Here is an 18,879-nt window from a genome sequence, read left to right as displayed (position 1 = left end):
TAGCCTAGTATTGACAAGGTATACACCATAGTTTTCCCCTATTAATTTATGCGGTTAACCTGGCTTTTATATTTGATGAAGATTTCTATGCTTCGATGTTATATTTATCGAAAATACACTTGCATCTTACAGTAACTAGTTATATGATAAATGTTGTTTGAAGGTAGTTAGCATATCCTCATATCTCAAAGTAAAAGAAAGGATCATGATGCATACACATAGAATTCAAATCAATTTTACCATTATACAATTTCTATTGTGGTTTTCCTGGGGAACTTTTGGTCTTTTCTATATTGCTCATTTGGAAGACCTTGGTTACAGTAGTAAACTCATTGCACTCACCATAATATTATCAACAATTTTCGGAATCTTAGGCCAATATGTACTTGGATTCATCAGTGATAAAACTTCAAAGATTAAATATGTCTTTTTAGGTGCCCTCTTCCTGTTGATTCTTTTTGTCATTGGTTTTGGATTTGCTGCTAAACACTTATTCCCCATGATTATGGTTATGTCACTGATTGGCTTTGTATGGTTGCCTCTCGAATCTTTGCTGGACAGTTGGATCTTATCTACAAAAGGACTGGACTCAAGCCTATATGGGTTTATGCGTGCCGGGGCTTCTTTTGGATTTGCTATCATGACCTTATTCTTTGGTGGTTTTGTTATAAAATATGGTTACGATATCATCGTATATGCCTATGTAATAACAGCTGGTTTTCTTTGGATCATGGCTTTTCTTACGAAGACAGAAACCATCAAGGAACCGCATACCAAAGAAAAAATTTATGTGAAATCTTTATTGAAAAACAAAGCCTATATCGCCATTCTAATTTACAGTATGTTGTTGTTTATTACCCATATGGGCGTGAATAATTTCTACATATATATATTTAAAAATGTTGGTGGCAACGCCTCACATATCGGTATATCTGCAGCTTTTGCCGCTTTCACAGAAATCTTTGGCTTTATCTATGCCCGTAGAATCATTTCAAAGATTGCACCCCTAAAAATCTTCTTAATCGTTGGGGTTATTACCTTTTTTAGGGTATATCTGCTTACCATTGCTACCACACCGACTCAAGCTATATTAACAGCCATTTTACAAGGTGTCGGATTTAGTCTGTTCTTGGCTTCCTTCAAACTCTATGTGGTTAAAATCACGCCAACACGGCTTTTAGCAAGTGCTCAAACCATAGCAGCCGGTGTGACCTTTGGACTCTCTTCAATCGTTGCTAGTCTACTTGGCGGATTTCTTATTGACGATTTTGGTATTGAACGCTTTTTTGATATCATGAACCTAATTGCTCTAGTAGCACTTATCTACATTGGTTTGCTCTTTCTTCATGATTACAAAAAAAGAAAAAGTCTAACAGAGTAGACTTTTTCCTTAATCATACCTATATTAAATGCGTCCATTCATCAAGACCCAGCATAATATTCATGTTCTGTAGGGCTGCGCCTGAAGCGCCCTTACCTAAGTTATCCAGTCTCGACATGATAACCATGGTTCCTTTCTCATCATTTCCAAATACAAATAGGTCGCAATAATTTGTATCATTTGAGCCGGTCACATCAAAACCACCGTCAAACAAATTGTCATTTGAATCATAAGGATTGACCCTAACAAAATAGGATTTCTTATAATAGTCCGCTAAGAATTGTTGTATCTCTCTACCTGTTTTCTTGATTTTCATAAGCGATGTTTTGATTGGTATGGTTGCGACTAAACCTTTATAAAAATTGCCCACAATAGGATTAAATAAAGGTTCTTCACTTAAACCGGCATGAAGCTTCATCTCAGGAAGATGCTTATGATTCAAACCAAGACCGTAATGTCTTGGCGCTTGGTGATAAGGATTGAACTCACTTGAATCTTCGTATTTTGCTATGAGTTCCTTTCCTCCACCACTGTAACCCGTAAGTGTATGTACCGTAACCGGATAGTCATCTCCTAATATGCCGGCTTTAACCAAGGGATACATGGCTAAAGCAAATGCTGATGCATGACAACCCGGATTAGCTACTCTATTAGATGTCATGATTCTTTTTCTATGGTCCTCTGACAGTTCAGGAATACCATACGCCCAATCTTTATGTGTTCTATGAGCCGTACTGGCATCAATAACTTTTGTATTTGGATTATCAATGAGCGCAACGGATTCTTTGGCTGCTTGGTCCGGCAAACATAAAAATACAATGTCCGCAGCATTAAGGAATTTCTTTTTTTCCTCCAAGTCCTTTTTCTTGTGTTCATCGATCTGTAGTATCTCTATTTCATCGTAATGACTCAGCCTTTCATTTATAACAAGACCGGTTGTACCTGTTAAACCATCTACAAATATTTTTTTCATAATCGATCCTTTCAAAATTACTGTATATTATACCTCTTTAATTTATAATTATACATCTTTATGTGTTCAAGGACAATACCAAAATGCTATAAATATAAAAGAGGCTCAAATTGAGCCTCTTAATGATTTATTGACCACCTGAGAAGAACTCCAGATAACTGTTGTTTCGGTCTAGATAAATAACCGTATCTGCATCTATGACTCTTTCATAGGAACGCAATGTTCTCCAGAACTCATAAAACTCCGGGTCCTTACTAAAGCCACTGGCATAGATTTCCAGAGCCTCTGAATCTGCAAGACCTTTAATGGTTTCAGTTTCCTGAATGGCACCTGCATTAATCTCAGCAACATTTCTATCTGTGTCTGCTACTGTATTTTGATAGAACTCAAGACCTTCTGAACGAATCTGTTGAGCAATCGCAGCCCTCTCCTGAACCATCTTCTCGTAAGTTGATGCTATATTCGATGGAGGTAAAATCGTTCTATACACATCAATGTCTATGAGCATAATACCTTGATTGGCTAGATTCACGTTCAACTCTTGTCTTGCCGATTCAAGTATGTCATATAAAGCATCTTTGTTGGCAAGAAAGTCCAAGCTGTTAAGTCTGTTGATTCGGTCGATGACCACTGCATAAGTGATTTCATCAATTTTCGAATTGGCTCTTGTCACCGTACCAAGTGAAGTATTGAATATACCCGGATGGGTTATACGCCACTGTGCATACATATTGATATCATATTTGATCTTATCTTGGGTGTTGATATTGGCCGTATTGGAAAAATAGGTCAATAGTTTACTTGTATCTTTTTCAACTGTTGTTATAAAAGGAATCTTAAACTTTAGACCCTTTTGAGTGTCGACAATAACATCTTTGAACCTAGGGTCCAAATCATTTTGTAACTGTGCTTCCGTATTGGTCGCGTCAACGACAATACGTGTAATTTCTCCAAGTTGTCTGACGGTGGCCACTTCGTCTTCCCTTACAATGTAAAAGCAATTGCTTAAAAAGATGATGGCAAGAATAACAATGAAACCGAGAATACCATATCGCATATTTTTTTTCACTTCTTTTTTGGCACGCTCCACATTTTTATCAAACTCCGCTTTGGGATTAAATTGAGTTTCATTTTGATTTTGATTAGGATCCATATTATTCGCCTCCTCTCATATCTAAAGGTAAGAATTTGAGTACATTATCATTATCTATATCAATAACATATTTTTGGTCTACTGTAGAAAGTACTTTTTCCATAGTTTCAATATATAACCTTGTCCTAGTGATATCTTTGGCTACGGCATAACGTTCATATACCTGGTTGAAGTTCTCAACATCACCACGTGCTTGAGCCACTTTTTCAGCTTTGTAAGCTTCTGCATCTTGAATCATTTCGTAGGCATCTGCTCTTGCTTTTGGTAGCATCTCATTAGAATATCGGGTTGCTTGACTCCTTAGTGCATCTTTTTCATTACTTGCAATATTAACATCATCATAAGCAAACTGAACATCTTTTGGCAATAACACATCTGTCAAACGAACTTCTGTAATGGTGATACCAACATTATAACTGTTGATCTTCCGTGCTAAGTCCGGCATGATTTCCTGTGCGATACTGTCTTTGTTTATTAAAGCTTCATCTAATAATTGGTTCTGAATATTACTTCTAAGAACGCTCTCAAAGGCTAACCTAACGGTACCTTCTACATCATCAACTTCAAAAGTATAGGCTGCAGGATCTGTAATTCTGTACTGAATAACCGCGCCAAGGTCAATCAAATAGGAACCGCTGGTTAATACGATAGACTCATTCTCAACATTCCTATAAGTGGCTGCTTCCGTAGTCGTAGCCTCCCCTTCTGATCGATAACCGTATTGAAGAGAGTAGATCTCGTTGGTATTGACGATATGGATACTATCAATCAGGGGCACCCTAAAGTTAAGACCCGCATTTGTTTCAACACGATGAAGCTTACCCAGTCTTTGTACAACTGCTGCTTCTGCATTATCCAGCATATAAACACTACTTACCAGTACGATAGCAACAAAAACGACTGCTATAGCTGCTAGTATGATTTTACTCGATTTCATATAATCCTCCTTTTATAATTTCATATTTTTTTGGTTAAATTGGTTTGTGAAAAACTTGAATCATGTAATTATAACACTTATATAGTATACCATATTTACGTCTAAAGGTAAATATAATTTACTTGCAAATTATTACATCTAAAAGTTAACCTTTTAACTTACTAACTATACCATAAATCACGGTGTCATTTATTAAAATACAATAAAAAAAAGAAACCTTTTCAAATTTCTTGATATAAAAGGTTTCTTGATGATTGTTATTTCAAAAGATGTATAAACAACCCACTTCTAAGCTTAGGTTCAAACCATGTAGATTTTGGTGGCATTAACTGATCGGCATCTGCTATGGCCATTAACTCTTCTATACTTGTGGGGTACATTGCAAAACCAACCTTCATATCCACATTGGTTCTTCGTGTCAGTTCTTCAAGACCTCTTATACCGCCAACAAAATCAATCCGTTGATCGGTACGAGGATCCCCGATGCCTAGAATTGGAGCAAGTAGATTTAATTGTAATATGGATACATCCAAGTTTAGAACCGGATCCAAATGGTTATAGCTGTTCTCTTTGGCTTTTAGTAAGTACCAAGTGTCTTCCAAGATCATGGCAAACATAGCCTTTTCATCTGGTCTAATCGGTTCTTTACTCGTTCTAATAATTTCAAATTGCTTCTTAATGGCTTCTATGAACTCAGACTCTGTTAAGCCATTAAGGTCTTTTACCACTCTGTTATAATCCATAATATATAATTGTTCATCCGGAAATGAGACTGACAAGAAATAGTTAAAGGCTTCCTTGCCAGTATAATCTGGATTGTCATTTCTTCTCATTTGAGCGACTTTAACCGCTGATGCCGCACGGTGATGCCCATCTGCGATATAAAGTGTCTCAATAGCACCAAATGCTTCTACAAGGGATGTTATGGTTGTGTCGTCATCAACGGACCACACCCTATGGGTGATGCCATCTTCTGCAACAAAATCATAAAGAGGCTTCTTATGGGTTTTCCATGATTCTACCAATGCATTAACCCTTTTATTCGATTTGTAGGTCAGAAAAATCGGTCCAGTATTTGCGTCACAATAATCCACATGATTAATCCGGTCAGCTTCCTTATCCGCTCTGGTTTTTTCATGCTTCTTTATTTTATTATCCAGGTACTCATCAACAGAAGTACAACTAACAATACCTATCTGACTACGATTGTTCATAACCAGCTCATATAAATATAGCATGTTTTTATCTTCTTGAACGAAAGTTCCGTCTTCAATCCATGCATATAAAACATCATGGGCTTTCTTATAAATCTGTTCACTATGAATGTCTACGGATGCATCAAAGAAGGTTTCAGCGCGGTCGATCGCTAAAAAAGAACGGGGGTTCTCTTTAACAACCACTCTGGCTTCTTTAGAACTATATACATCATAAGGCAATGCTGCTACTTCTCTAACTAGGTCTTTGGCAGGTCTAACCGCCATAAATGGTTTAATAACTGACATATTCTGCCTCCTTTACTTGACAACCAACAAAGGACCAGATCATTTCTAATCTAGCCCTTTGCGATTAATGAACTTTAAACAATTATTCTGACTTTTACAACACCGTCAATTTGTTCAAGGGCGGTGATGATTTCTTTTGTAGATTCATTTTCTATATCAAGCATGGTATATGCCCAATCACCACGGCTCTTATTGATCATGTCTGCAATATTGATATTGTGATCTGCCAGTATGCTTGTGATTTGGCTGACCATATTTGGAATATTCTTATGATTTACGGCAATCCTGCTTGCAGTCGGACAAACGCCCATATCACAATCCGGATAATTCACGGAATTAATGATGTTTCCATTTTCAAGATATTCCATAACTTGATTAACGGCCATAATAGCACAGTTGGTTTCTGATTCCGGTGTTGATGCACCTAGATGGGGAATCGCAATGACATTTTTCATTTTAATGCTACTCGCATTAGGGAAATCCGTAACATAATTACTGACTTTACCAGATTCTAAGGCTTTTGCCATAGCATCATCATCTATTAATTCCGCTCTTGAGAAGTTAAGAATCTTAACGCCGTTTTCCATTAATGCAATACTATCATCATTTATCATACCTTTTGTTGCATCTACAAGTGGAACATGGACAGATATATAATCTGATTTTGAATAGATTTCTTCAATGGTTTTCACCGTTGAAACACTTCTGGATAATTTTAGTGCATGCTTCACAGATAAGAAAGGATCATATCCGATAACTTTCATACCTAAACCACTTGCTGCATTGGCTGTTAAAACACCTATAGCGCCAAGTCCTATAATGCCTAAAGTTTTTCCTTTTATCTCCGGTCCGGCAAAATTAGATTTACCTGCTTCGACCAGCTTGGGAATCTCTTCACCTTCATCCACCAATGTTTTTGCCCATTCTATGGCACCCACTATGTTTCTTGAAGACATTAATAAGCCTGCTACTACCAGTTCTTTTACGCCGTTTGCATTCGCACCCGGTGTGTTAAATACAACAATACCTTTTTCAGCACATTTGTCTACAGGTACATTGTTGGTTCCTGCACCGGCTCTAGCAACAGCATGTAACTTCTCATCTAAGGGATAATCCTGCATCTTGAAGCTTCTTAGAACGATGGCATCTATATCACCGTCTTCAACAATCTGATAATCCTCGCTAAACAGCTCTAAACCTTCTTGATCGATTTTATTTAAAGTCTTAATATTAAACATATATTCCTCCTATAAATCTATTTGTGCGCCGCTTCAAATTCTTTCATAAAATCCACTAAGGCTTGTACACCTTCTACCGGCATAGCGTTATAAATACTAGCGCGCATTCCGCCGACACTTCTATGGCCTTTAAGGTTAACAAATCCTCTTTTTTCGCCTTCTTTAATAAATGCTGCATCTAATTCTTTTGAAGGTGTTAAAAAGGGTATGTTCATCAGTGAACGGTCTTCTTTTACGACTGTACCTTTAAAAAAGTCACTTTGGTCTAAGAAATCATACAGCAAGGATGCTTTTTGGTTGTTGATTTTCTCTATGGCTTCTATGCCACCCAAATTCTGTAACCATTTGAATACCAATCCGGCTATATAAATGCTATAAGTTGGAGGTGTGTTATACATGGAACCATTTTCAGCATGAATGCTGTATTGAAGCATGGATGGTACTGAAGCTTCTGCTTTTCCCATCAAGTCTTCACGAATGATGACCACGGTCAAACCGGCTGGCCCCATATTCTTCTGAGCCCCTGCGTAAATAAGGCCAAACTTACTGACATCAATCACTTCTGATAAGATATTTGAAGACATATCTGCTACTAGAGGTACATCCCCTGTATCCGGTAGATTCTTAAATACTGTTCCATAGATGGTATTGTTGGTCGTAATATGGAAGTAATCTGCGTCTTTATCAAAAGCATTTGGATCCAATTTTGGTATATAGTTAAAAGTTGCCTCTTCTGATGAGGCTATAATATTGACTTGTCCGAATTTTTTTGCTTCTGAGATGGCTTTTTTGGACCATGCACCTGTATTTACAAAGTCTGCTTTTTTTGAGTTCACCATGAGATTAAGTGGAACCATGGCAAATTGTGTTGAAGCCCCGCCTTGAAGAAATAACACTTTGTAGTTATCAGGAATATTCATGAGTTGACGCAAAGAGGCTTCTGCTTCACTTACAATATTTTCATATACGGACGATCTATGACTCATTTCCATAACGGACATGCCTGAGTCCTCATAGTTCAACATTTCTGATGCGGCTTGTTTTAGAACTTCTTCTGGTAATACGGATGGACCTGCTGAAAAATTATATAGTCTTTCCACGTTTCTCACTCCTATTTCTAAAAATCTACATTAAATACAGTTACGATAATAATTTAACATATTCACAGCTTTCATTCACCGTGTTAAATCATTAAATATATAATATAACAAGATATAATTTTAGTCAACTAAAAATATGGGCTTGACTGTACAGCATGTCTTTGTCATAAAGACAAAAGTAGTTGTCATACTTACATTGCTTGTTAATATATTATCAAAATATGGTTTTTTTATGAAATATACCCCTTCTTTTTATAAAATTATACTTTCTCTGACTTCTTTTTTTATGACTGTCCTGTATAGAACGTCACTATTTTTTTCTGCCATAAGTTTTGCTCATTTTTTTTGAAATATGATATAATTCTGATTAAGGCGTCTAATTAAAAATAACGTTAGAATGGATGATTATAGAGAAATAAGATGGGAGAGAAAATAATGGCTTTAGATGAAACCATGCAATTAATTGAAGAACTTAAATCTTCAAAAGATTTATACGCTTACTTAAAAAAATATGACTTAAAAAGTACCAACATATCCTTTGTTGATTATTTAAATACACTTTTTCATGAATCCAATATGAAAAAATCGGATATTATTCGTTCAATGAACATGACAAGGTCTTATGCCTATGAGATTTTTTCAGGTTCTAAAAACCCATCACGTGATAAAACACTGATGCTCAGCTATGGATTATCTCTAGATTATGAAGCTACCCAGAGACTTTTAACCTTAGGAAAACACAATCCCCTTCATCCAAAGGATAAAAGGGACTCTATTATCATATATACAATTTATAACAAGATGAACCTGATCAGTGCTAATATGTTGCTATTGGAATGTCAAGAAGCCATCCTTGCTTAAATCAGTCTTCTGTAACATGGGTATGGCTTAATATATGTTCTGTACAATATTCATGTCGACCTTCACATTTTGAACAATATCTGAATTCAAGACTGGGATCATCCACTTCTGTTCTATTACAGACTTCGCAACAATGAAAAGCAACCTGAATGACTTGGCCCTGTTTTACTTTTGGTTTTGCTTTTGGTGTCGGTTTATTGGCTTGTCGGTATTGTTGTTTCCTATAGGTTTGCTTGCTTTTGTTTATTAAGGATGGCCCAAAAAACAGGATGAAATTAAGTACACCTGCCAAAATGACAATTTTTAGGGGTAGCGGGCTTGTAAGGAACTCCCATAATAATAACCCACCAAAAATGTAACCGATATATTTCATTTTAACCGGCAATATAAAATAAATTCGAACTTCAAAATTAGGAATAATGGCGGCAAGCGCAAAAAGCATGGTCATGTTCAGATAATAATTCGTCAAAGGTATAGCGACCATACCTCCGTATATTGCTTCGATAATTATTCCCGCTACGATTGTACCTAAAGTTCCCACCAAATAATATACATTAAATCGGAAAGCACCCCAATATTGTTCAATGGTTCTGCCCGCAAATAAAAAGAACAAAAGGGAAAAAATAATCCATAATAAGCTCGTAGTTCTAGGCAAGAAAATAAATGTAAATACACGCCAAATCTGTCCTTCCATAACAAGCTTCGGTGAAAAGGACAAAAAATCTAGTATCGAAGGGTTTATCAGGCTAAATATAAAAACCAAAGCCATACCGCCAACAACATATTGAATCAAATTAGGAATTGCATACTTGTGATACTTCTTTTCCAGCCGATCTAGCCACTTCATGTCATCACTCCAAGTCTTTTTGAATTATCTGCTCAACTTGCCAATATTGATAAGTTGAGGTATTAATATCATCTTGATTTTCTTATAGATTTTGTTTATAGATTTTATCGTAGTTTATTATACCATCTTCAGATGTATTTTTCCATTCTAATTACTATTATGATCCGTTAAGGATTCCTCAATGATCTGATCTAATATTTCTTCATAGCTAAGCCCCATAGCCATAGCGCTTTTAGGAAGATGGCTAAACCTTGTCATACCCGGCAGTGTATTGATCTCAATAACATAAATCTGACCATCTTGAATTATTAAGTCGATACGGGCATATGTCTTAAGCTTGAATAAGGACCAACATAGACTTGCTATAGATTTTATCTGGTCGGTTATTGTTTCATCCAGGATAGCCAGTTTTTGTATGTTATCATTTTCAGAATATTTAGCTGTATAGTCATAGAAGGTCATATTCGGTTGAACACTAAGTACCGGAATAATCTCACCTTTGATCATGCTACAGGTGATTTCCTGACCCTCGATCCATTCCTCTACAATCACTTCATCATCATATATAAAACTATCCTCAAGCAGGTCTTCTATCTCTTCATAGGCATTGGCAATATGAATACCGATACTGGATCCGCCTTGATTGGGTTTAATAATCAGTGGCAAGGATAAGCCGTAAAATAAGTCAAGACTCATGGGATAGTCTTTTTTCACCATTATCCATTTTGGTGTCTTAACACCATGGCTTTCCATGATAAGTTTACTGATGTTCTTATCTAAACAAATGGCACTTGAGGCAATACCACTTCCTGAATAAGGGATTTCTAATGCTTCTAGTAGCGCCTGTACTTTACCATCCTCACCATTTTTTCCGTGCAAGGCCAAAAGGGCAAAATCTATCTTTTGGTACCACTTCAGTATGTCTTTGGGTTGATCAATCACCACCTCAACAACCTCATACTTTTTTTTATTTAAATGTTTGACAAACTCTGCGCCTGTTAGCATTGATACATCATATTCGCTGGAATTGCCACCCATAACCACGCCCACTCTTAACATTTAAGTTCCTCTCTTTCCAAGTTCACTTGCCATATATTTTTTCTATGTTCATACCTGATGATCGCCTGAAGTTGACAACATTTGTTCATATAGATCTTTTGCATAATATGAGCTTCTAACTAGTGGTGCTGAGGCAACCCCATTAATGCCAATAGACTTTGCATATACGGCCAAAGTATCAAATACTTCAGGTCTTATATATTCAACCAACTGAAAATGATCCGGTGACGGTTGGAGGTATTGACCTATGGTCAAGCAATCTATACCCACTTCTTTCAGATCAGATATAAGGGCCCTAACTTCATCCATGCTTTCCCCTAACCCTAACATGAAGCCGGATTTTGTCACGATGTTCGGATTCTTTTTTTTGATATAACGCAGTACATCAAGGCTACGTTTATAATCTGCCTCAGGTCTTACAGCCTCATATAGCCTTGGTACCGTTTCAACATTATGGTTGATAACTGCCGGTTCTGCATCAATGACCATATCAATAGCGCTTGTATCAAACTGCATATCCGGAATCAACACTTCTACTATTGTTTTATGTGAGATATTTTTAATGGCTTTTATCGTATTTACAAACAAAGATGCACCCTGATCATGCAAATCATCTCTGGTCACGGATGTAATGACGGCATGGGCCAATCCCAGTTCCTTGATGGCCATTGCAATACGTTGTGGTTCTAGTAGATCCGGTTCTTCTAGATCACCTTGTGTTATATTGCAGAACCTACAATTACGTGTACATTGATTGCCTAATATCATAAAAGTTGCCGTTTTTTTGCTATAGCAATCCACCCTATTAGGGCAATTGGCTTCTTCGCAAACAGTCGTAAGCTTATGAGATTTGATGATTTCATTGACTGAATTATATTTGATTGTATCGCTTAAGCGTACCCTTAACCATGCCGGTTTTTTATTCATAGCCCTTCTCCTATAGTCTCAAATAAGTCTAACTGTTCTATTTCCTGCATGCGCATAATGGTCATAGGCGCATGCTCTCTTAAATAAGCGTAATTGATGATGCGTTCATTTGTCATAATCTGTTTGCTTTGATCTATGGCGCCTCTTAATTTACAGCTATATACTACCGGAAAATATTCGCTAATGAACTTACCTTCTGCATGGGCTGTCAAAGCAATAATCTGAAAACCAAGTTTTTCTGCAATCATGAATACAGGTTTTAGGACATGATCACTGGAAGCCTTTCCAAATGGGTTGTCCAAGATAACAGCCCTTTGTCTCTTTTGATGAACATCCAAATGCTGCTTTTTCTCTGCCATGTAATTGAGCAAACTCAGGAAAAGCGTCATGTTTTTGCTCCATTTTTCACCGCCGGACCATTTATTCGTACTTTCCCATACCATAGGTGCTTTGTTGATTTGCATATCATTGGTCACTTTTCGGCATTTGATTTTAATCGTATTTTCTTTCATGATAACCTGCAAGAGGTTCTTAACACTCAGGCGTTCTTCAATAGATTTTCTAAGCAGTACGTCATCATGTTCCCATTGTTCACTTTCTTTTTCATAGGCTTCTATGGTTTCGTTGATATAAGCCCTTAGGGCATTTTTTCCTTCTTCGTCCTCCCACTTAGGAATATCAAAAACAAAAATCTGCTTATAGCCATCACCGACCTTGATTCTTGTCTTATTTTGTATATCACTTAGTTCCGTGGATACATGACGTACATACATGAGCAGATGGGATAAAAATGTTTGAAGTTCTGTATCACTTTCTCGCTTATCATCCTCTGCCACTTTAATAATTTTTAGGATGATTTCCGTCATTTTTTCTTGGTAGTGAACCAGTCCACTATAATCTTCCTTACTCTCTAGTCCTTTAATAACCATATCTTTGAGTCTATAATCCTCAATATGGTCCTGGCAATACTGTTTCAAGTCTTCTCTTTCTTTTTTGACTTGGTTCATAGCTTTATCAACAAGGATACTCTGTCCACTAAGGCGACTTATCAATTGATTGACTTTAAAAACAGCTTGTTGGTCGAAGGCTTCAAAATAATCCAATTCTAACATTAAGGGTTCAATACCCTCCATCATATAATGATAGGTACCATCTTTTACTTGTAGTTCTCTAAGAATTTGTTCAAATGTATGCATTTCTTCTTCAATTTCTTTTTTGTGTGCTTGTAGTTTTTTCTCTCTTTCCTTTAAGTTGATCAGCTCTGATTTTAAATGATTGGGAATCAGATTTATGGCCATATCAAAAACATATCTGGATGCATGCTCTTCACTGAGCTGATGCTCTATGATATCCCTACGCGTGCTAAGCTTACCTATAGTCATATCCTTTTGATTTAGTTCGTCTTTTATCTTAACCAACACTTTAGATTGTGCTTTCATCTGGTTATAAAGATCTATTAATTCACCAGCATAGGATATATCTATGGTTTCAAAATCATATTCCATTTCTCTTCTTTTTTGCTTAAGATTTTTTTGATACTTATCTCTTTGTTTTTTCTCATTCAAAATTCGTTCTTCAAGCACCATTCTTGAATGACCCATGCCTGCCAGTTTTTTCTCAAGATAAGACTTCTGTTCTTTTAATATCTCAAAACCAATATTTGCACAAATGGCTTGAATTTCTTGCACCTCAATATAGAGATCGTTGTCTAATATTTTGTCCTTTTCTCTCGTAAAACTATGGTACTCACGATCCAATAATCCTTGTTGACGGTTATGGTGGTCTACGGATTTTTGATGTTCTTCTATTTTATCCAATAGGTCATCCATGCTTTTGTTCACATCATCCAGTTCTAAACCTATACGAACAAGGGTTTCATCGGCTTCTATGATTTTTTCAGCCATGGCTATCTGTTCATGATGATCTTCGATATGTAATTTATGTTGATGGATTTCTTCATTAATTATATGGATCTGATGCTTATTGACTTGGATTTTTTCAGTATGTAATTTTTGCTCGTTTTCAAGAGCTTTTTTTTCGTTTTCTCCATCTTGAATCCCACGAATAAGTGTATTGTACGCGTCATATGGATGGTTGACAAAAAAAGTCGTTGCCAAATCCAGAAGCTTTTCTTTTTCTTTCAAAAGATTTTCAGCATCTTTTCTGGTCTTCTGATAGATGTATGCTTTGCTTAATACATCTTGTTGCCATCTATAATACTGGTCTTGGTTCAAGTTATCGGACCAAGTGTTTGGAAAAAGCATTTTATATGGATGATCCTCGAATAGGTTAGGTTCCTCTTTCATCCATTTGTTTAAGTTTTCTAGGGTAATGACAAGAATCATAGAGGATAATTCGTGCCCTATCCTACCCACATAATCCGTCACCTTTTTCTCATCTTGTGATGTGGTGACGATGGTAATGGGCCAAAAGGGAAACTTATTATATAAAGTTGCTTCATCTAATCCTAAAGTATCTTTGATTGTTTGAAGGTGGCATGTACCAAGTTCAACAAAATCCGTCTGACTTTTCATTGTTTCTACGATCTGGGCCAGTTTTGGTTCTGCAACAAAATAGGGCATATGCTCATAAATATCTGCAGCATGAAAATAGGAACGCTCTTTTTTTAGGGCTTCCTCTTTCTGGATTTCAGCCTGCAACCTTTGTTCTTCCAGGTTACCTAGAATGGATTCTTCTTTAGCATACACGTTGCCTGATATATAAAGATTTTTACCGGTGGCTTCTATGGATTGAATAAGATGGGCCATCTCTGATTGAATCTTATCTTCCGTCGCTCTGTTCTTTTCTAAGTTTTGAACAACCACCTTAAGTGCTTCCTTACTCTCAATAAGTGTTGCTTCATACTCATCGTTCTTACCGGATAAGGTCATAATGTCAGCTGTTTTTTGTAATAGAATTTTCTCAGCATCATGACAAGCCTTATTAAGACCATTTAAGTAGACAGATACCTCCATTTCTTGACGGTCTTCGAACAAAGTCTTTTCTAAATCCTCTTTTTGACTCAAGGTCATTTCATAACGGGTCTTTATACCGCTTCGCAGCTCAATAAGATCTTTTTCATAAGACTTTGCATTTTCTAAAGCACTTTTTGTTTTTTCATACTGCTCGGATTCATGATTTTTTTCAGCATGAATTCTTGCTAACTCACGCTCAATAAGCTCAAGTTCATAGGAGAAGTAGCCTTTAATATGGGCATTATTCTCCTTCATTTGAGCCTTGATATCCGATATGTCAATATCAGCGTCTATGGTATCTAATTCTTTTTCAAGTAACTGGAGTTGTACTTCTGATTGACGAAGGTCATTCTCCAGATGACTCATCTCTATATTCTGTTTTCTTTTCCCCAGTGTGTCATATTCTTTTTGAAGACCATTTAACGTGTTTTCTATGGCTTCATGGTCTTTTTTCAGAGCTTTTAGTTCTTCTTCTATGAGCAGCAACTCATAGGTAGTTTTCTTCTGAGCATGTTTTTTATAATCCTCTTGTAACCGTATTTGATTAGCTTCGTTATATCTTAGATCATTTTTTTTGGTTTCGATTTGATGGGTAGTATAATTGGTTAAAGTTCTTGCTTCTCTTTTTAAATCATGTAAAGCAAGACGTTCTTCCTCATAATTTCCAAAAATGTCAACATAATCATCCAGTTTTAATTTTATTCTTTGGCTTTGTTCAATCTTATCGTGTAATATACGGTTTTTCTTAAAATGTTCTCGTTGTTTTTCAAATGTATCAACAAAGGTGGTTTTATGGTCACCTTCGATCGCTTCTTCTACGACAGGTATTAAAAGATTATTCAAGAGTTGCTCCGTAGTCTTACATTTAGTGAAAAATTCATCCACATTACCTTCAGCGCTGTTGATCACAGCCACTTTACGCCATTCGGAAGGAATAATCTTATATTCTCTTTCAATATGGTTACCAAACCCCACTATTGTAGGGAAAAGCTTGGCGTTCATGGATTGTTTGGTCATCCTTTGATAGTAATCGTTGATTTCGCCTCGCGTAGCCGGACGTTTCATTTGATCATCCATGATTATAGAAAAAGGCATGTTTTCGATGCTGTTTGAATCACCGGCACCATAATCATACGTATATTTTATGGAGTTAAGTTGATTGTTTTCTATAAACAATGTTGTGGCCGTGGTCGCATAACGTCTGGGCTGATCATTAAGAATCCACTCAATGGCGATATGGGCCGGTGCCGCTTCTAAAGAAAGTGTGTCTTTGATTTTTCTTTCGGCCATATCGGTATGTGGAATAATCGCCTGAAGGGCTGCTTGAATAAAAACGGTTTTTCCGCCACCGTTTTCAAGGAGCATGACACCGTTATGCCCATCAAACTCAAATATTTCATCATTATACCGTTTACTACCGTTTTCATATATCACATTGGTGAATCTAATCTTGGCTATTGCCGGCATCGGTTGTCTCCCCCTGTTCCAATTGATATATAAATTCCAAAATACCTTTATTATACTCATATTCCATAAAGTATTTTCTTATGATGGTATGGGCTTTGTCCGTAAGACATAACTCATCTTGTCCTATTTCTACAGCAATTTCTTCCTTGATCATAAATTGTTTAACAATCAAAATAAAGCTCATTCTACTAACTGTTCTTGCTGTATGACGGCGTACACCTTCTTTAATGTTGTCCATGGCTTCCCAGTTCGTAAGAATATCCAACCAATTATAGGCATATTCTTCTTCCATATCTTTCAATATTTCTTCATCTATATTTTTCAGTGCCATCAACCGCTCATTCAAACTTGAAAGCCATTCCACTGTTGTCAAGAAATCCCTTGTTGGCCTGGTGGTCTGGTAGCTATCGTAAAACTCACCAATAAATATAATAATGGCCACATACATAAGGTATATATCCACATTCAGACTTCTACTGGGAAAATACTGTTTTTTTATTTCATCATTGGTCATATGAAAAATAGAGTTTTTAGTTAGGGGTACCATATAAATATAAGGGTCTGCTGATATGATTGTGCAATCTACTTCATTCGCAAAGGCCATAAGGGTGCCTCTGACTTCATCATCTGTATGATACAACTTGGCATTCTCTTTAAGCATTTTCCCCTCAGCGTTTAATACCGCATAGATTTTGAAGGTTTCCATTAACAGTTGGTCATTCATGAGCCTCATTACCTCCTAAATTCAATATCATATCTTTTACAGTATAGTAAGTCTGCACATCTATATCTTTGGCTGATTCCACGACTTCTACACGATCATAGGTGGAGAAACACGCTTCAAATGCAGGATGCAACAAATCTTCTTCGTTTTCCAGAACTGATTTTATATGAATTGGCGATCTTTGATGTAAAAGAATCCAGAGATCAAAAAATTCTCTTGTATGATAGTAAGCATGCTCGCCTTTTTGTAAGGTTTCTTCAAGGGTCATTTGGGTTCTATTGCCATAGTCTTTCATCATTTGGGACAAAAGGAATTTATATACTTGCTGCAAGATCAACAAGTCTGCAGGCTTATAATCGTCTTGAACTTCCATGAAGCCATGACTTACCGGCATCTCTTTATGCTCGACAACCTGTGGCTCAAATACTGTAAGTAAAGACCACGTTCTGAATTTTTTGGTTGTCAAAAAGGGCGCAGCCAAGACCTTACCCGTCTCAAAAGGTAGGGGTGCTGTCATCATTTTTCTTGTGATTTCTTGATCAAAGTTAAAAGAGGTGACGCCTGCATAGTATAAGGACTCGCCTGCTGCCTCAATGGCTGTTGTTTTAAGTTCTATGCTCTCATTTAATAATGAAGCATGAAGATAATGGACATGTTCAAGTTCATTATCGATTCGAACAATGTAATCTAATGCTTTTGTTTCTTTATCTGTAGTCATAGTATGACTTGTGTTTAATCTGTTTTTCGTGGCCTTTATGAAAGTACGTAGCTCATTAAACTCGTCGTGTTCTTGATACAGTCTTCGGTTGATATCTTCGATGATTTCTTTATAACGTTCGTACGTATCATCTGATATAATATTCCTTTGAACATCATGTTTGATTTTGGACATTTTTTCTTTAATCGTGTGGACACTGATGCGCATTTCATCCACTTGTCTAAGGGCACCAGAAAATTCTCCTTTTTCCAACTGCTTCCTTAGAACCAATTGACCAATGGAGATCTGGAATTCACTAAAATATTCTTTTGTTGCAAAAATAAGCTCAAGACCTTCTTCCGCCAAGGCGTAGTATTGTATGTTGTTATCCGCATCCCAATGTTCCGCTTTTAAAAGTGCATACTCAATTTGGTCCGGCTCACCGGTTTCATAATTATAGAAAGATTTTGTAAGTCTTTTCCCACTTGGTGGACGCATGGCATCTACCAATTGCTTTGACAGACGTAAGTAGCCTTCATCCTCCAAGGTTATTGCCTTCCCCATCATCTTTTTTAGAAATTCAGCCAGCTCTCTAATACCGGTTTTTTGATTACGCATCAACATGTTTTCAAAAAAGAAAAGCAACCCAAGAAGACCAATCCCAAAGAAATCGATTGGTCTACCTTGATCATCTTTTTGTAATTTATTTTCCAGCTGATGAAAAACATCAAAAAGTGCAATGCGAGCAACTCTATCTTTATAGCCGCCTAACATATTCATATACTCATGCATGGTCAATCACTTATAAGCTTTTGTAATTCATCCTTTGTAAGGGCTTCTTGTGGTATATACGCCTCTGACAAATGACAGCTCATCTCCTCAATATGATTTTGATTGGTCTATAAGATACTCATTGTATTCATTCCTCTAAAAATCATTCACCATCAATTATAACGTATCCTAAAAGTATAGTAAATACCAATCGGGGTCGGAGACCGTAATCATACAGACTATGGAAGGGTTAATGCGACACTTCAA

The 18,879-nt window shown here is 36.6% G+C and carries 14 protein-coding genes; 2 read left to right on the top strand and 12 right to left on the bottom strand.

What is annotated here, in order from left to right; genetic code table 11:
* The first annotated feature begins 205 nt into the window (after positions 1 to 205).
* The gene (locus PATL70BA_RS14865) at positions 206 to 1,381 is read left to right on the top strand and encodes an MFS transporter (RefSeq protein ID WP_125138116.1); all 1,176 of its coding nucleotides are present in this window, start codon (positions 206 to 208) and stop codon (positions 1,379 to 1,381) included.
* A 19-nt stretch (positions 1,382 to 1,400) separates the two neighbouring features.
* Here the strand turns inward: PATL70BA_RS14865 and argC are convergent, their stop codons facing one another.
* From argC to serC, 6 genes are all read right to left on the bottom strand, one after another.
* Positions 1,401 to 2,354 carry an N-acetyl-gamma-glutamyl-phosphate reductase gene (gene argC / locus PATL70BA_RS14860; protein ID WP_197715766.1) on the bottom strand — a complete coding sequence of 318 codons (954 nt, stop codon included), beginning with the start codon at positions 2,352 to 2,354 and terminating at the stop codon, positions 1,401 to 1,403.
* Between the two features lie 127 nt (positions 2,355 to 2,481).
* Positions 2,482 to 3,507, bottom strand: coding sequence for a protease modulator HflC (gene hflC / locus PATL70BA_RS14855; protein WP_125138115.1), 1,026 nt, complete (start codon positions 3,505 to 3,507; stop codon positions 2,482 to 2,484).
* A gap of 1 nt (position 3,508) precedes the next feature.
* A complete protein-coding gene (gene hflK / locus PATL70BA_RS14850; protein ID WP_125138114.1) occupies positions 3,509 to 4,444 on the bottom strand; it encodes an FtsH protease activity modulator HflK in 936 nt (311 codons plus the stop codon).
* Between the two features lie 257 nt (positions 4,445 to 4,701).
* Positions 4,702 to 5,946: a DUF1015 domain-containing protein gene (locus PATL70BA_RS14845; RefSeq protein ID WP_125138113.1), complete on the bottom strand. Its 1,245-nt coding sequence runs from the start codon at positions 5,944 to 5,946 to the stop codon at positions 4,702 to 4,704.
* 74 nt (positions 5,947 to 6,020) lie between these two features.
* Positions 6,021 to 7,184 carry a phosphoglycerate dehydrogenase gene (locus tag PATL70BA_RS14840; RefSeq protein ID WP_125138112.1) on the bottom strand — a complete coding sequence of 388 codons (1,164 nt, stop codon included), beginning with the start codon at positions 7,182 to 7,184 and terminating at the stop codon, positions 6,021 to 6,023.
* A 17-nt stretch (positions 7,185 to 7,201) separates the two neighbouring features.
* Positions 7,202 to 8,284, bottom strand: coding sequence for a 3-phosphoserine/phosphohydroxythreonine transaminase (gene serC, locus PATL70BA_RS14835; RefSeq protein ID WP_125138111.1), 1,083 nt, complete (start codon positions 8,282 to 8,284; stop codon positions 7,202 to 7,204).
* A gap of 420 nt (positions 8,285 to 8,704) precedes the next feature.
* Here serC and PATL70BA_RS14830 point away from each other — a divergent pair, with 420 nt between their 5' ends.
* Entirely contained in the window at positions 8,705 to 9,145 is a 441-nt protein-coding gene (locus tag PATL70BA_RS14830) for a hypothetical protein (protein WP_172596274.1), read from the top strand.
* Position 9,146: 1 nt separating this feature from the next.
* Here PATL70BA_RS14830 and PATL70BA_RS14825 read toward each other — a convergent pair whose 3' ends face one another.
* From PATL70BA_RS14825 to PATL70BA_RS14800, 6 genes are all read right to left on the bottom strand, one after another.
* Positions 9,147 to 9,992 (bottom strand): hypothetical protein, encoded by an 846-nt coding sequence (locus tag PATL70BA_RS14825; protein WP_125138109.1) that lies wholly within the window; start codon positions 9,990 to 9,992, stop codon positions 9,147 to 9,149.
* A 147-nt stretch (positions 9,993 to 10,139) separates the two neighbouring features.
* Positions 10,140 to 11,051, bottom strand: coding sequence for a D-alanine--D-alanine ligase (locus PATL70BA_RS14820; RefSeq protein ID WP_125138108.1), 912 nt, complete (start codon positions 11,049 to 11,051; stop codon positions 10,140 to 10,142).
* Between the two features lie 48 nt (positions 11,052 to 11,099).
* Positions 11,100 to 11,978, bottom strand: coding sequence for a lipoyl synthase (gene lipA / locus PATL70BA_RS14815; RefSeq protein WP_125138107.1), 879 nt, complete (start codon positions 11,976 to 11,978; stop codon positions 11,100 to 11,102).
* Positions 11,975 to 16,420, bottom strand: a complete 4,446-nt coding sequence (locus PATL70BA_RS14810) for a coiled-coil domain-containing protein (RefSeq protein ID WP_125138106.1) — start codon at positions 16,418 to 16,420, stop codon at positions 11,975 to 11,977. Before PATL70BA_RS14810 ends, lipA begins: the two co-directional genes overlap by 4 nt.
* Positions 16,398 to 17,144 carry a DUF6063 family protein gene (locus PATL70BA_RS14805; RefSeq protein WP_243115928.1) on the bottom strand — a complete coding sequence of 249 codons (747 nt, stop codon included), beginning with the start codon at positions 17,142 to 17,144 and terminating at the stop codon, positions 16,398 to 16,400. Before PATL70BA_RS14805 ends, PATL70BA_RS14810 begins: the two co-directional genes overlap by 23 nt.
* A complete protein-coding gene (locus PATL70BA_RS14800; protein ID WP_125138104.1) occupies positions 17,137 to 18,633 on the bottom strand; it encodes a replicative DNA helicase in 1,497 nt (498 codons plus the stop codon). The genes PATL70BA_RS14805 and PATL70BA_RS14800 overlap by 8 nt, the downstream gene beginning before the upstream one ends.
* Positions 18,634 to 18,879 lie beyond the last annotated feature (246 nt).

It is taken from the genome of Petrocella atlantisensis (genome assembly GCF_900538275.1).
In the GTDB taxonomy this organism is placed as follows: Bacteria; Bacillota; Clostridia; order Lachnospirales; family Vallitaleaceae; genus Petrocella; species Petrocella atlantisensis.
Note: the sequence above shows the minus strand (reverse complement) of the source record. Positions and strands in the feature narration are given on the sequence as shown.

Coding starts and splice junctions, on each gene's coding strand:
- PATL70BA_RS14820 (WP_125138108.1), bottom strand. CDS start 11,051: ATGTTAAGAGTGGGCGTGGTTATGGGTGGCAATTCCAGCGAATATGAT.
- PATL70BA_RS14845 (WP_125138113.1), bottom strand. CDS start 5,946: ATGTCAGTTATTAAACCATTTATGGCGGTTAGACCTGCCAAAGACCTA.
- PATL70BA_RS14830 (WP_172596274.1), top strand. CDS start 8,705: ATGGGAGAGAAAATAATGGCTTTAGATGAAACCATGCAATTAATTGAA.
- hflK (WP_125138114.1), bottom strand. CDS start 4,444: ATGAAATCGAGTAAAATCATACTAGCAGCTATAGCAGTCGTTTTTGTT.
- lipA (WP_125138107.1), bottom strand. CDS start 11,978: ATGAATAAAAAACCGGCATGGTTAAGGGTACGCTTAAGCGATACAATC.
- PATL70BA_RS14805 (WP_243115928.1), bottom strand. CDS start 17,144: ATGAATGACCAACTGTTAATGGAAACCTTCAAAATCTATGCGGTATTA.
- PATL70BA_RS14810 (WP_125138106.1), bottom strand. CDS start 16,420: ATGCCGGCAATAGCCAAGATTAGATTCACCAATGTGATATATGAAAAC.
- argC (WP_197715766.1), bottom strand. CDS start 2,354: ATGAAAAAAATATTTGTAGATGGTTTAACAGGTACAACCGGTCTTGTT.
- hflC (WP_125138115.1), bottom strand. CDS start 3,507: ATGGATCCTAATCAAAATCAAAATGAAACTCAATTTAATCCCAAAGCG.
- PATL70BA_RS14865 (WP_125138116.1), top strand. CDS start 206: ATGATGCATACACATAGAATTCAAATCAATTTTACCATTATACAATTT.
- PATL70BA_RS14840 (WP_125138112.1), bottom strand. CDS start 7,184: ATGTTTAATATTAAGACTTTAAATAAAATCGATCAAGAAGGTTTAGAG.
- PATL70BA_RS14825 (WP_125138109.1), bottom strand. CDS start 9,992: ATGAAGTGGCTAGATCGGCTGGAAAAGAAGTATCACAAGTATGCAATT.
- PATL70BA_RS14800 (WP_125138104.1), bottom strand. CDS start 18,633: ATGCATGAGTATATGAATATGTTAGGCGGCTATAAAGATAGAGTTGCT.